This window comes from Staphylococcus sp. HMSC072E01 (assembly GCF_001814125.1).
Classification (GTDB): Bacteria; Bacillota; Bacilli; order Staphylococcales; family Staphylococcaceae; genus Staphylococcus; species Staphylococcus hominis.
This window is the reverse complement of the sequence record NZ_KV814990.1, coordinates 399,104-412,565: the sequence shown is the minus strand read 5'-3', so window position 1 is coordinate 412,565 and position 13,462 is coordinate 399,104. Positions and strand designations below refer to the sequence as shown.

Below are 13,462 nucleotides of genomic sequence, written 5' to 3'. Positions count from 1 at the left end.
CGTTTCAATTGTAGTCTCGGCGTCCAACATACAGACTTTCAATAAGAAAGTCTACCTCCAACGCAAGTTGGAGATACGTTACTAGAGTGGACGACAAATTCGAAATGAAGTCTGTCTTGCACCTTTTGATTAAGGAGGAGATATGATGAATCGAGGTATTAATCATATTGGTCTTACGGTTCCTAGTATTGAAGAAGCCACTGCTTTTTTTAAACAGGGACTAGATGGAAAAATTGCATATGATAGTCAAACTAAAAAAGATGAGCCAAGAGGTGGCGAATATGTCGAGCATATCTTAGGCTTAGAAAAAGGAGCTTCAATTATTCATAAACGCATGATGGTGTTTGGTGATGGTCCTAATATTGAAATGTTTGAATTCCAACACGCGCAACAACATGAACCACAATCATTACAAGATATAGGTTTTACACATATTTCTTTTTATATTGAAAGTGACGCATTTGAACATGTATTAGAACGTGTGAAACAGGCAGGAGGAGAGCCATTATCTGAACCACATTCTAATACAAAATATGAGGATACAGAGAATAATAAAACTGTTTATATTCGAGCGCCATGGGGAAGCTTAATCGAACTTCAAACTGTACCTAATGGTTTTTACTATCCTGATGATAGTGAAGCGAAATTATTTATTCCTAAAAGCAATGATGGGTAATAAAATGGACTCAGTCATGCATTGCGTTTTTCAACAGTGACAATTTTGTGTACTTTTTCTCGAAACAGGGTAATAAACTAGAAAGCTTAACAAAAGGCTTAATGACAGTTTAAGGGAGTAGAACAAATGATTGATATTCAAATTCAAAAATGTGACTTAATTGAAGTAATTGAATCAATAATCAATGAAAAAGTCGAAGTTAAAAATCAAGATGCTTGTGAATATTTAGCGACTGAAATTGTGAATGGATTAGAAAGCTACAATAGTGAAGAAACTCAAGCCAATAATTTATTAGGATTGAATAGTGCATTACGTCATGAAGTCAAAGAATCTAATCACGCAAAAAAAGTAATTCTTTCAGCAAATGAAGAAGCATTCTCGTCAAACGATAATAATGTAGATGTACGTTCATCTAACTAGACTGAAAAACTTACAGCACTTTATGACATCATGTTCTTACAAATCTTACATAATAAAAAGCACTTCCTAACGAGTGAAAATGTCTTCATCTCATTCGGAGGTGCTTTTATTTATATGAAATTAGAAAAATAATGCTTTAACTATTCTGAAGAAAGAACCAAGTAATTGAAAGACATCACCAGACATTAGACAACCACCTTTCCGTAAAAAATTATATTAAGCTTCGTTAGTTGAAGTTAGCGCTTCTGTTTGAACTAAATCATCTGCTAAATCATACCAAAACTGTTGTAGTTCTTCTCTTGAACGTTTTGTATCTGTACTGTCTTGACCTACAAAATCGACATGATCCCAGTCGTGTTTAGTAGGTGTTACTTGCCAAATACCTTTTTGATTTGTATCAGTTGCTTCTGTATAAGCTTGATTGAAAGGATGTTGAGATGAAATCACAGATACAAGACCATCATTTTCTCTCCATTCTTTTTCAGTAGCTTTACCAATCACATTTCCTGTCACTGTGAATGGTAAGAACATATTATAGTCTGCTTTTTGTTTTCCTGTTAAAGTCGGATGCGTTGCCTCAGCTGTATACGTTTTATAAACGATATTTGGATTAAGTGATGTTTTGCGGTTAAGATCTGTCGCGCCATCACGTGTTAAATCATAAAAACCATTATCTTTAGATTGCCATAATTTAGAGTTTTTAACGCGTAAAAGGTAAGAGATGTAGCTTTCACCAGGTTGTTGTTTTAGACCCCATTGAGACAAACCGAAGTCTACACGTGAATTTTTATTACCTAATCGTTTACCTAAATCAAAAACCACTTGACGAACAAGTGCTTCATTTCCTAATTCATCTGCAGCGTGGGTACCATTATGCGGTGTGCCTAATGTTGTAATTGAAGAAACCATATTATCGTGTCCACCTTGTAGTAAAGGAGAAATGTCACCACCATGTGTTTTTTGGTATTCAATTTCTTCTTGACTACCATTTCTTAATAATTCTTCTAATTGACGAACAGTTTGTCCTCCCATACTATGACCAACTAGATGCACTTTTTGACCAGGTTGCCAATCTTTATAAACGCCTTCGTATGTTTTACCATAGCGTTCATGTCCATATCTTTCTGCATGTGCAGCACCATAATCTACAGTACCACCTTTAATATAGTAATAAAGTTCAACGGCACGGTCATAGTTACTACCAAATGCACTGATACTTGCTTCATAAGCGTTATAACCATTTTGTTCTAAATCTTGACGAATGTTTAATTTATCGCCGCCCCAATAATGTGATAAAATATTAGGATTGATATCATCAGTAAATCCATTAAAACCATGAACAAGAATGATTGGATCTTGGTTTTTGTATTGACCTTGTTTAGCAACTTTATTGGTTTGATCTTTTGTTTCTGTCGTACCTTGCTGTTGAGATGTATTATTTGTTGTTGCTACTGCATTATTAGCTAATGTCTCTAAGCCAGCCTGTGAATTTTTTTGATCTTTAGCATCTTTATGTTCAATAGTTTCATTTGTTGTACCGTCAATTGAGATCGCTTCATCTTTAGTGTTTAAAGTATTCATTGTAGATGCAGCAGAATCTGTGGGTTGTTTAGCTGTCACTGTTTGTTTTGTTTCAGTAGTCTCGACTGTATCATTGTTTTGTTCAGCGGATGGTGTTTTTTCTTCATGCTTGTCATTAACATTTGACTCTTCTTCAGACTCAGATGATGTAGATGGCGTCGTTTTTTTGTTTAACTCTGATTGATTCGTTTCTGCTGAATGATTGCCAGTTGTTTTTAATGTATTCTCTTTTGTAGATGGTGTTTTTGATTCATTAGTTGAGTGTTCATGAGTCGTCGCTTTCTCTGTTGTTAGATTTTCATTTGTTGCTCTTTCTGAAGATTGAGATGGATGTTCATCCGTAGATGACTCACTTGCTGGTGTGTCTTCTGTTGTATTCTCTTTTTCATCTGAAGTTGGAGTGTCTTTTTGATTTGTGTTTTTAGTCGATTCTTGTGTTTCAAGAGAAGGTTGCTCCTCTTTAGTTGAAACTGATTCAGGGTTGTCAGAAGATGTTTTTGTAGTTGATGTTTCTTTAGCTTCAGTTGACGCTTCTTTAGTTTCAGCTGCTGCCTCTTCAGTTTTAGTTGCTGAATATTTTGTAGTTTGATGGGTTACATTGTTGTCAGTCACTTCTTCTTTTGTATTCGTTTTATTATTGGCGTTTTTAGCTTGAGTTGAGGTTGTATTTTCATTATGTAAGTTCTGTTGTTTTTCATTTTCGTTAGCTACTGACTGAGATGTACCAGTAGTTTGTTCGTCAGATTGAACATTGTCTTGTTGTGTTTCTTGATTATCAGATTGTTTTTTATGATCCCCAATAGATTGTGCTACAGCTGATTCAGGATTTCCCACTTCCTGATGTGTTTCTGCTGCCTGTGTAGCACCGCCTCCCATAAATAGCAATGTTGCTACTAAAATGGATGATGCGCCTACACTGAATTTACGAATACTGTATCTATTTTGTCTTGTTTTCATAAATAGCACCTCTATTAATTGTTTTTTTTGTTATAAAATATATAGATTAAATAAAAATATTAATAATTGCTCGTGGTATAAAACCGAAAAACTTACTAAATATCGCTTTAATGTGTTCCAAAGTCATCATCCTTTCTTAACTGATATTTTAGAAAGCGTTTACAAATATAGCGAAAAATTGTCGTATGTAGAACGGAGCTACATACGAGATTTAACCATCAACGTTGTCGATTGATTGACTGTAAATTGAATGTAAATAGATAGTAACGCTATATGAAAGCGTTGTCAATAATCTGTCACAATTACATAGAGTAAATGTACATTTTAAGGATATATGAACTTGAAATGTGTAATAACATTGTAAACTAAGGAGCGAAACCCTAATAAAGTAAACTGTTCCTTAAAAATCATTACTTGTGTATATTCAAATGTAACTCGGGGTTTTTAGGCGAACGAGGTGGTGTAATACGTCTCCCTTTTCCAAGAGACATTTGGATAATCGATGATACTAACATAATCGAATTGAAAATAATCATTAGTAGAAATACTTTATGATCAGCATCAATAGCAATATCTTTTATACGCTTAATATAAATTGAAGTGTTTGTAATATTTTCTGTATAAACAGATTGTGTTCCTTTTTGAATATTATATTTAATCAGATAGGCAATCACTGGAACAAGAAATGCTGCCGCGTAGTTACGTATTGTGTGCATCGTTTGAGAACGCTGACCAGCTTGAAGTAAATCGCCATCTAATAATGTTGCCATAGCACCACTTACAAGTGTCATACTTGCACCAAAACCAAGTAGGAAACCTTGAATGTAAAGTAAATGAATATTTACGATATCATGTAAAATCATCCAATGAATACTGACATAAAGTAACGCTGATGAGCCTAATGTGCCTAAAACACCAGCTCCCACTGCACTATAGATAAACATTTTAATAAATCCTGTCACAATGACACCTATGAAAAAGAATAAATAAAAGTGTAAAGATATAGTGAAAGGTAATTTTAAGATTCTAATTATATACACATTAATTCCTGCAATACCACATAATAGGGCTAAATGTGAAGATATAGCCATTGTTGCACCAACAAGGGGTTTCTTTGTTAATAACGTTTTAAAGTGCACAAATGGATGTTTTGCTTCGTGATTAAAAACTACAAAATTTACAATGAATAAAATTGCTATAATTAGGATAGGCCAGACCCAGAGAGACCCGTACCCTTTTTGTGTAAGCATCCCCATCGGTAGCGTAAGAGCAATCGTACTAAGAACTAATGAAATAATCATAGGACGACTAATATGAATAGGTTCAGAATGTTGATATTCTTCTTTCGTTAAGAATATTGAACCTAAAATAAGACATAAGATAGCTGAAATAATATTAATAATAAAGATCCAATGCCAACGATCTAATTCTAAAGATAGACTACCTGATAGACCTCCCAATGCATTTGCGCCAAATAAACCTACAATAACCATTAATAAGAATACATTGCGGTATTGTCTAGGGAAGTTGAGAAAGAGTTTTGGTAAAAGTGTGAAGAATAAGACACCGGTACTTAAACTTTGTAAACCTTTAGCAATAGATAAAATAATTAAGTCGAAAGAAAAAAGCCCGATAATCGAGCCGATTAAAAATAGAGTTACAAAGAATAAAAAATTACGTCTAAACCCGAATTTGTGTGTCAATGTATGTCCAAGTGGCACGCCAAGTGCAAAGGCAAAGTTAGCAATCACAGAAGGTATAATGAGATATTGAGAACCTATACCAAATGATGTTTGTAAAATACCTTGATTTAAACTATAAGCCAAATTTGAAAAATATTGTGAACCAATGCCGAAGATAGTTAGTATGCCAAGTATTGATATTTCTAGCATTTTTCCTTTTTTAGATAACCAAAAGTCCATTTTTTTCACTCCGATATATGAATATGGTGTATCGTCATTTCGCAACTTAACTATTGTACTCTTATAAATAGGAAAAATAAATAAGAGTGTCTTATATATAAAATAATGAAATAAAAAGAAACCTAAGAATTTAATCTTAGGTTTCTTAGATAGCGGAGGGAGAAGGATTTGAACCAACGCGAGCTAAAAGCTCCTACTAACCATAAAATGATTAGCCTCTTAAGCCAGGCTTGAGTATCCCTCCATAATTTTACTTTAATACTGTACTATATATTTTGAAGTTTGTAAAGAAAAATATTTTCTATGTAAATACTTTATAAATGTACATTAAAGTTAAAAATAAATTGTTTTATAAAAAAGACGCATACTGTCCTTTGTTTGTTTTATAATATTGATGTACATATTTTATTTTAAACATAAAACAAATTCATTTCTAAATGAAAGAAAGTAGGGGACAAATTAATGCTAAAATCTAAATTTGGTAAATCATTAGTAGCGAGTGTCATTATTGGTGCCAGTGTACTCGGATATTCTGCCCAACATCAAGAGGCTAAAGCTGTAGAAACCAACTATTATTATGATGGTATACAAAGAGGCTCATATCAGGCGTATTTAAAAGCGAAAAAAATTAGTAACAGTAGTATTTCAATCCAACGCTATCCAAATGCCTCACAAAATAATTTAAAGGCGATTGGTCGTGTATCTAATTTAAACGGCTGGAAAAAAGGTTCTCGCGATGCATCTGTAAGAAAACAAGACTCTATGGGAACAGGAACAGTGATTGGGGCTCATACATTTGTAACAAATGCACACGTGATCGATGATCAATATGGTCGTGCGGCGGCTCCGAAATATATTAAATTTCAAATGAATCGTGATGGAAGTCGTATGCCATATGTTTTCCAAGCAACAGAAGTGATTAAAGTACCACAATATGATATTGCAGTGGTTCACACAAAACAAAATATGTCTAAATATGTGAAACCAATTAAAATTGCAACGGATTCAGAGATTAAACAATTGAAATTCAATTCGTCACTTTATTCATTAGGATATCCATGGCAATATAACGACAACACCAAAGCGTATTTTAATAAACTTCGTGTAACTCAATTCTCATCAAATGGTACCGAGATTCAAACGAAAGATATTTTTAGATCAGGCGCTTCAGGCTCACCAATGTTAAATAGTACATTTACAAAAATGTATGGCTTAAGAACATATGGATATAACTTAATGGGTGGTTCAACGGATGCTTATGCTAAACAAGAAATGTCTGGTGGCGAATCATTTAAAGGATATGCTGGTCGTTTCGTACGTCAACATATTAAGTAATTGATATAAAAAAAGTACATGCTTTAGATAATGAAGTGTGTACTTTTTCATAACAACATACAGAGTCTGTTTAATATTGTCAGTTGAATATATATTTTTATTTTAAAAGGAGCGAAACAAATGAAGAAACATTACTTAGCTATCGGCGCGATAACGGCGACAACTTTACTTGCAGGTTGTGATTTAGGAGATATGACTGGGTTCAATAATTCTAGTGAAAAATCAGAACATACAACATCACAAAGTAACCAATCATCCAATAAAAACACTTCAGATCATGATAAAAATAATACCCAACAAGATAGTAATAAAGGTTCAAATGATAGCAATCAACAAGAGAATAAAATAAATAGTAATGTCGACAACTTATCTCAAGCTGAAAAAGTAGCGTTAGCTTTAAATGATCCTTCAGTGTCAGACTATGTCATCAATGCTAATGAATTAAAAAATCATTCATATTTTGCGAATTATAACGGTGGCGGCGAACAAAAAAATATAGATACTTATCAATTAGAGACTACAGAACAGCTAGAAGGTGCACCAAGCGATATGAAATTCTATAATGCACAACCGGCAAAGGGTTCATTTGCGACAATCATTGGTGTTGGAAGCGACAAAGTTTTTATTGCTGCCACGCAAAGTGCGGGTACGTATGAACAATTTAGGAATTCTTCTACAGGACATGAGTTAGATGTAAATACATTATTTGATAAATATAGTAAAAGTATTGATTATAAAGAAATTGCAAAACAAATTTCATTTAGTGGTAGTAAATCATCAGAAAGTCGCCATACATCTAATACAGATAGTAAAAATTCAAAAGAGTACTTTGCTAGAGTGTGGCTCACAGCAAGAAACGATGTAGATAAAGTGTTCGAAAAAGATGGGAATTATACACCTATAGATATGTCGGGTGAGCCTATTAATCCATATAATAAAAAGGCTTCAAAAGTATACCCAGATGGAACGATTGTACTATCTCCAAATTATACATTTTTAGGTCATGTTACTTTTAAAGATAACGGAGATGGAACTGTGACTTTCTACGATGTACCAAGTCATTTCCAAGGCCGTCTTTGGGAAGAAGATGATTATACTAAAAATGAAACGACACGTATTTTAAATAATGGAGAAACGAAACAACTTGCTAATCCTTCAGAAGCCAAGTTAGACGAAGTTGCAAATCATATTACTAGTGATACACCAGAACAACCAGAAGAATTTGATACTGACACAGAATCAAGTTCTGATGATACATCGAGTGAGAAGGATACCTCAAGTGATGAAAAAGTAACACGTGCAAATGTCATTGATAAGGTAGAAGATTATGAAGGTCATCAATTAGATACAGATACGTACACATATAAAGAACCAGAACAAGATGAAAACGGAGATTGGGGCTTCTCAATTTTAGATAAAAATGGAGATTTAGTTGGCTCATATATCGTTACGTCTGACGGTATAGTGACAAAATATGATGAACATGGAGATCCAATTGATTAATAAAAAGCAACAGCTGATTTTAATGGTCAGCTGTTGTTTTCTGTGTAAGTACGTCTAATTTCATCTAAACGCTCAATAAAACTATCGATATATGATTCCGGAGCAATGATTTTTGCTAGAGGAGCAAGTTGATAAGCAATATAATAAGCATCAAATCGCGTGCAATTTACCCAAGCCAAAATGGTGTCTTCATTACGTGAAACAATCTCTTTAATTGAAAATTGTTGTTTAAATTGATTCCAAATGGTTGTACTCATTTCAAATAATACTGCATTATTCGCGAAGTCTTTAGAAAATTTTGTATCTAGAACGTGTAAGGATGATATCGATTTCAAAGAAACAGTATGTATTTTATGTTGAAATTCGTAAGTAAACCAATAATCATAATGCATATATAAAATAGATAACGGTTTAATAGTTATTTTGTTATGATCTACTTTAATACGCACTCTATGTTTATTGACAATTGCTTTTTGAAGATCCATTAATATTTTTCCAGGAAGTAAATCATCACGTATTTTGAATTGATGTAACATCGTCATCAAAATATGTTTATCTTCTATTCTGACAGACGACAGCGCATGTAAGAAAAATTTGTAAATATCGTAATGAAGAATAGGTGTGAGACTTTGTAACTTAATGAGTAAACTTAGTACACCAAGGCTTTGTTTGTTCGTAGTATCATGTGTGAGTTCGTAACCGCCTAATTGATAATTATAGACGATTTTAGTATGATTGCTTCTCCAAAAATGACTTTCATAAAAAAATGTATTAATCGTATTAATATCACGTTGAATAGATTTTTTGCTGACATTTGTAAACCGATCTAAGTCTTCTTGAGTGACAACATGACCATTTAATAATAATGTCAACATATTAAGTATACGTGTTGCTTTATCCAAAGATATATCTCCCTTTTATTAAAGTAAAAAAGTTTTTAAAAATAATTATATAGCTTGTAATAGGGTTTGTTACTATATAATTTGACAAAATATTAATAGTTAAACATTGATTTTAACATTAATATTGAATGGATAAAGAATGGTGAGACCGTAATAATGCATAAACTGTATCTAACGATGGCGTAGAAAGGTGATGTGTTCTAGCCTTACGATAAATAAAACCTTGAATTGATTCTACTTCAAGGGGCTGATGATTCATCACATCATAATACATACTTGTCCCCATATGATCTGGATAACCAGTATAGATATGCATAATATCTGCAACAATCGTGTCAGGCAATGTAATACCTTCTGCCATAGCGACTTGTTTACCTTCTTCTAATAAGCGCGTGCATAATTGATAGACTTCCGAAATTTTTAAAATTTGTGCAGTATTGCCACCTAATGCAGTAATCGAGTTAATACCAAGATTGACGAGTAATTTATACCAAATCGTTGTTTCTATGTGATCTTCTAATATAAGTTCTATTTTAGTATGTTCTAAATAGCGTTTAAGTTGTTCAGTCCGATGATCATGCTGAATATGCAAACGGTAATCTCTGAAATGGGTCACTTCATCGTCTTTTTTCTGTCCACTAATATAGACCACAGCTTGATAGACATGTTTAAATGGTAAAGTTGAACGCAAACCATATCCATTTTGAGCTAAGATAATAATTGTCTCATCATGAGTAAGACGGTTTAAGTCTGGAACTAAAGATTCAAGTTGATGCGTTTTGACTGCCACGATAATCACATCGAAAGAGTTAGTCATAGACTTAATATCTTTAACAATGACATGTTGATTTGCAGGTTGAAAGTGAATGGACTTATTTGTTCTTCCAAGTAATGTGATATGAGGTAATACTTGTTGTAATTCGTAGGCAATCGTCGTACCTACAGCGCCTGGTCCAATAATCGCAATACGCATTTATAACTTTCCTTTCTTTAAAATATTACATATAATTATACGTGATATTATTGAGATAATGTTATAGGAGATCGATAAAATAATGAAAAATTTGTCAAAACTTATGGAAATGAAGCAAAATGGTACAAAAATTTCAATGGTTACAGCATACGATTATCCCAGTGCAAAACAAGCGCAACAAGCCAATATTGATATGATTCTAGTTGGTGATTCGCTAGGAATGACAGTTTTAGGTTATGATACAACCACTCAAGTTACTTTAGATGATATGATTCATCATGGTAAAGCTGTTCGTCGAGGCGCCGATGATACATTTATCGTTGTAGACTTACCTATCGGAGCGGTAGGCGTAAGTGCGGAACATGATTTAAATCATGCGATAACGTTATATCAACAAACCAATGCGAATGCATTAAAAGCAGAAGGTGCCCATTTAACTGACTTCATTAAAAAATCGACACAAATGGGTATTCCAATTGTTGCACATCTTGGTTTAATGCCACAAAGTGTCGGTGTTATGGGTTACAAGTTACAAGGTGGTACAAAAGACGCAGCAGAACAACTTATTCGCGATGCACATGCCGTTCAAGAAGCGGGTGCAGTGGCGTTAGTATTAGAAGCTATTCCAAGTGACTTAGCTGGATTAATTAGTAAACAATTAGACATTCCAGTTATTGGTATTGGGGCAGGCAAAGATACAGACGGACAAGTATTGGTGTATCACGATATGTTGAATTATGGCGTAGAACGTTATGCTAAATTCGTAAAACAGTTTGCAGATTTATCTGTAGGCATTGATGGTATTAAGCAATATGATAAAGAAGTGAAAGCAGGAGCATTTCCTGCAGAAGCACATACGTATAAGAAAAAAGTATTAGATGAGGTTAATAAAAATGACACAAGTAATTAATACTGTAAAAGAGATGCAAACAATCGCACAACACATAAAAGCGTCTGGTCAATCAATAGGTTTCATTCCAACAATGGGTGCGCTTCATGAAGGACATTTAAGTATGATGCGACGTTCAGTTGAAGAAAATGATGTGACAGTCATTAGTGTATTTGTAAACCCATTACAATTTGGACCTAATGAAGATTATGATGCATATCCCCGCCAAATAGATAAGGATGTTTCTTTAGTTAAAGATATTCATGTCGATTATGTATTTCATCCTTCCGTTGAAGAGATGTATCCAGATGAATTAGGCGTCACATTAAAGGTGGGACGTCTAGGGGAAGTCTTAGAAGGCCCACAACGTCCCGGACATTTTGATGGTGTCGTTACAGTAGTTAATAAATTATTTAATATCGTAAGTCCTAATAAAGCTTATTTTGGTAAAAAAGATGCACAACAATTAGCAATTATTGAGAAAATGGTAAACGATTTTAATCATCCTATTGAAATTGTCGGCGTCGATATAGTACGTGAAGACGATGGACTGGCGCGTAGTTCTCGGAATGTGTATTTAACTGATGAAGAACGTAAAGAAGCGGTTCATTTAAGTAAAAGTTTAACATTAGCAAAAGATATGTATGAAGAAGGTGAACGTCGAAGTCATATGCTTGTAGGTGCAATAAAAACATACTTACAAGAACATACAAGCGGTCATATCGACGAAGTCGCAATTTATAGTTATCCTGAACTTGAAGTTGTTAATGAAATAAATGGGCAAATTTTTATCGCTTTAGCTGTGAAATTTTCTAAAGCACGTTTAATAGATAATATTATTTTAGGGAGTAAATAGAGAAAATGATTAGAACAATGATGAATAGTAAAATTCATAGAGCACGTGTCACAGAATCCAATTTAAATTATGTAGGAAGTATTACGATCGATGCCGATATTTTAGATGCGGTTGATATTCTTCCAAATGAAAAGGTTGCTATTGTAAACAATAATAATGGAGCACGTTTCGAAACATATGTGATTGCGGGTGAACGTGGTAGTGGGAAAATTTGTCTCAATGGTGCTGCATCTCGCTTAGTAGAAGTAGATGATATTGTTATTATTATGACTTATGTACAGTTGGACGAACGTGAATTAATCGATCATGCACCTAAAGTAGCGATTATGAACGAAAATAATGAAATAATTCAAATGATTCATGAAAAAGAAAATACAATAATTAAGTAATTAAGTGAGCGTGCAGTCTTAAAGAGATTATTTTGGAAAGACTAGCACGCTTTTTATATATTAAGAGTATAGAGTTATGAGTTTTTTAGAAAGTTTTGATGCATAGTGATGTTATTATGGGAAAAATAAGAGGAAAACCATCAAACGAAATAAGAATATTAAGAGGTTTTATATGTGTTTATTCTAATTAACGAAGGGGTAGATACGAGTAAAGGTAAATAAAAGGGATGATAGAAATGAATTATATAAAATATTTAGAATCAAAAGATGGAACTAAACTCTATACAAAAGTTAATGAAGTTAAAGAAAGTAAAGCAAATATTATAATTGCACATGGTCTTGCAGAACATCTAGACCGTTATGATGAATTGGTCGCGTTTTTAAATGAGCATCATTATAATGTCGTTCGTTTTGATCAACGTGGTCATGGGCGTTCTGAAGGTAAGAGAGTATTTTATAGTCATGTGGATGAAATCATTGATGACTTGGATAGGATAATTAACTACACTAAGGAGAATTATAGTGGAAGAGTATTTTTAATCGGACATAGTATGGGAGGTTACGCGGTAACTTTATTTGGTACCAAATACCCTAATAAAGTAGATGGCATTATTACTTCTGGCGCACTAACGCGCTATAATAAAAGTACATTCGGAGAGCCAGATAAAAATATTTCAGCAGATACATATGTCAAAAATGAACTGGAAGACGGTGTTTGTTCTGACGAAGAAATTATCCAAAAATATAGAGATGATGATTTAGTCGCTAAAGAGATTTCTATAGGCCTCATATTTACCCTGATGGATGGTATTGCCTATCTAAAAGAACATCCAAGCCATTTTATAGATCCAGTACTCATCTTACATGGTAAAGAAGATGGTCTCGTAAGCTATAAAGATTCTATCGATTTATATAATGAAATTGCTTCTAAGAAAAAGTCTCTGTATATTTATGAAAATTTACAACATGAAATTTTCAATGAGTCGTCATATAATCAAAGTATTTTTAGAGATATCATTGATTGGTTGGATAGTAAAAATAGATAAAATATGATGTTTG

Annotated in this window: 12 protein-coding genes and 1 tRNA gene; 8 read left to right on the top strand and 5 right to left on the bottom strand. The window is 33.3% G+C overall.

The window, feature by feature from the left end:
* Positions 1–142 precede the first annotated feature (142 nt).
* Both HMPREF2953_RS10465 and HMPREF2953_RS10460 read left to right on the top strand, forming a co-directional pair.
* A complete protein-coding gene (locus HMPREF2953_RS10465) occupies positions 143–676 on the top strand; it encodes a VOC family protein (RefSeq protein WP_070673292.1) in 534 nt (177 codons plus the stop codon).
* A gap of 126 nt (positions 677–802) precedes the next feature.
* Complete coding sequence (locus tag HMPREF2953_RS10460) at positions 803–1,096, top strand: hypothetical protein (protein ID WP_070673290.1); 294 nt, start codon at positions 803–805, stop codon at positions 1,094–1,096.
* A gap of 216 nt (positions 1,097–1,312) precedes the next feature.
* On the opposite strand, the gene lip is transcribed toward HMPREF2953_RS10460, so the two are convergent.
* The 3 genes from lip to HMPREF2953_RS11560 form a co-directional block, all read right to left on the bottom strand.
* Positions 1,313–3,634 carry a YSIRK-targeted triacylglycerol lipase gene (lip, locus tag HMPREF2953_RS10455; RefSeq protein ID WP_070673288.1) on the bottom strand — a complete coding sequence of 774 codons (2,322 nt, stop codon included), beginning with the start codon at positions 3,632–3,634 and terminating at the stop codon, positions 1,313–1,315.
* A 410-nt stretch (positions 3,635–4,044) separates the two neighbouring features.
* Positions 4,045–5,556 carry an MFS transporter gene (locus tag HMPREF2953_RS10450; protein ID WP_049335275.1) on the bottom strand — a complete coding sequence of 504 codons (1,512 nt, stop codon included), beginning with the start codon at positions 5,554–5,556 and terminating at the stop codon, positions 4,045–4,047.
* 153 nt (positions 5,557–5,709) lie between these two features.
* A tRNA-Lys gene (locus tag HMPREF2953_RS11560) sits at positions 5,710–5,800 on the bottom strand.
* 218 nt (positions 5,801–6,018) lie between these two features.
* Between HMPREF2953_RS11560 and HMPREF2953_RS10445 the strand changes: the two genes are divergently transcribed.
* Positions 6,019–6,891, top strand: a complete 873-nt coding sequence (locus HMPREF2953_RS10445; protein ID WP_070673286.1) for a trypsin-like serine peptidase — start codon at positions 6,019–6,021, stop codon at positions 6,889–6,891.
* Between the two features lie 624 nt (positions 6,892–7,515).
* The gene (locus tag HMPREF2953_RS11805) at positions 7,516–8,394 is read left to right on the top strand and encodes a hypothetical protein (RefSeq protein WP_371091020.1); all 879 of its coding nucleotides are present in this window, start codon (positions 7,516–7,518) and stop codon (positions 8,392–8,394) included.
* Positions 8,395–8,420: 26 nt separating this feature from the next.
* On the opposite strand, the gene HMPREF2953_RS10435 is transcribed toward HMPREF2953_RS11805, so the two are convergent.
* Together HMPREF2953_RS10435 and HMPREF2953_RS10430 are read right to left on the bottom strand one after the other, a co-directional pair.
* Complete coding sequence (locus tag HMPREF2953_RS10435; RefSeq protein WP_070673282.1) at positions 8,421–9,296, bottom strand: helix-turn-helix transcriptional regulator; 876 nt, start codon at positions 9,294–9,296, stop codon at positions 8,421–8,423.
* Positions 9,297–9,414: 118 nt separating this feature from the next.
* Positions 9,415–10,269, bottom strand: coding sequence for an oxidoreductase (locus tag HMPREF2953_RS10430; RefSeq protein WP_049335282.1), 855 nt, complete (start codon positions 10,267–10,269; stop codon positions 9,415–9,417).
* 82 nt (positions 10,270–10,351) lie between these two features.
* Here HMPREF2953_RS10430 and panB point away from each other — a divergent pair, with 82 nt between their 5' ends.
* From panB to HMPREF2953_RS10410, 4 genes are all read left to right on the top strand, one after another.
* Complete coding sequence (gene panB, locus HMPREF2953_RS10425) at positions 10,352–11,179, top strand: 3-methyl-2-oxobutanoate hydroxymethyltransferase (protein ID WP_070673280.1); 828 nt, start codon at positions 10,352–10,354, stop codon at positions 11,177–11,179.
* Complete coding sequence (gene panC, locus HMPREF2953_RS10420) at positions 11,163–12,014, top strand: pantoate--beta-alanine ligase (RefSeq protein ID WP_070673278.1); 852 nt, start codon at positions 11,163–11,165, stop codon at positions 12,012–12,014. The genes panB and panC overlap by 17 nt, the downstream gene beginning before the upstream one ends.
* 5 nt (positions 12,015–12,019) lie before the next feature.
* Complete coding sequence (gene panD / locus HMPREF2953_RS10415; RefSeq protein ID WP_002449536.1) at positions 12,020–12,403, top strand: aspartate 1-decarboxylase; 384 nt, start codon at positions 12,020–12,022, stop codon at positions 12,401–12,403.
* A 236-nt stretch (positions 12,404–12,639) separates the two neighbouring features.
* Entirely contained in the window at positions 12,640–13,449 is an 810-nt protein-coding gene (locus tag HMPREF2953_RS10410; RefSeq protein WP_017174743.1) for an alpha/beta hydrolase, read from the top strand.
* The last annotated feature ends 13 nt before the right edge of the window (positions 13,450–13,462 follow it).

Bases quoted from the DNA above. Each gene is read 5' to 3' on its own strand.
- lip (WP_070673288.1), bottom strand. From the start codon at position 3,634: ATGAAAACAAGACAAAATAGATACAGTATTCGTAAATTCAGTGTAGGC.
- HMPREF2953_RS10430 (WP_049335282.1), bottom strand. From the start codon at position 10,269: ATGCGTATTGCGATTATTGGACCAGGCGCTGTAGGTACGACGATTGCC.
- panC (WP_070673278.1), top strand. From the start codon at position 11,163: ATGACACAAGTAATTAATACTGTAAAAGAGATGCAAACAATCGCACAA.
- panB (WP_070673280.1), top strand. From the start codon at position 10,352: ATGAAAAATTTGTCAAAACTTATGGAAATGAAGCAAAATGGTACAAAA.
- HMPREF2953_RS10410 (WP_017174743.1), top strand. From the start codon at position 12,640: ATGAATTATATAAAATATTTAGAATCAAAAGATGGAACTAAACTCTAT.
- HMPREF2953_RS10465 (WP_070673292.1), top strand. From the start codon at position 143: ATGATGAATCGAGGTATTAATCATATTGGTCTTACGGTTCCTAGTATT.
- HMPREF2953_RS10450 (WP_049335275.1), bottom strand. From the start codon at position 5,556: ATGGACTTTTGGTTATCTAAAAAAGGAAAAATGCTAGAAATATCAATA.
- HMPREF2953_RS10445 (WP_070673286.1), top strand. From the start codon at position 6,019: ATGCTAAAATCTAAATTTGGTAAATCATTAGTAGCGAGTGTCATTATT.
- HMPREF2953_RS10460 (WP_070673290.1), top strand. From the start codon at position 803: ATGATTGATATTCAAATTCAAAAATGTGACTTAATTGAAGTAATTGAA.
- panD (WP_002449536.1), top strand. From the start codon at position 12,020: ATGATTAGAACAATGATGAATAGTAAAATTCATAGAGCACGTGTCACA.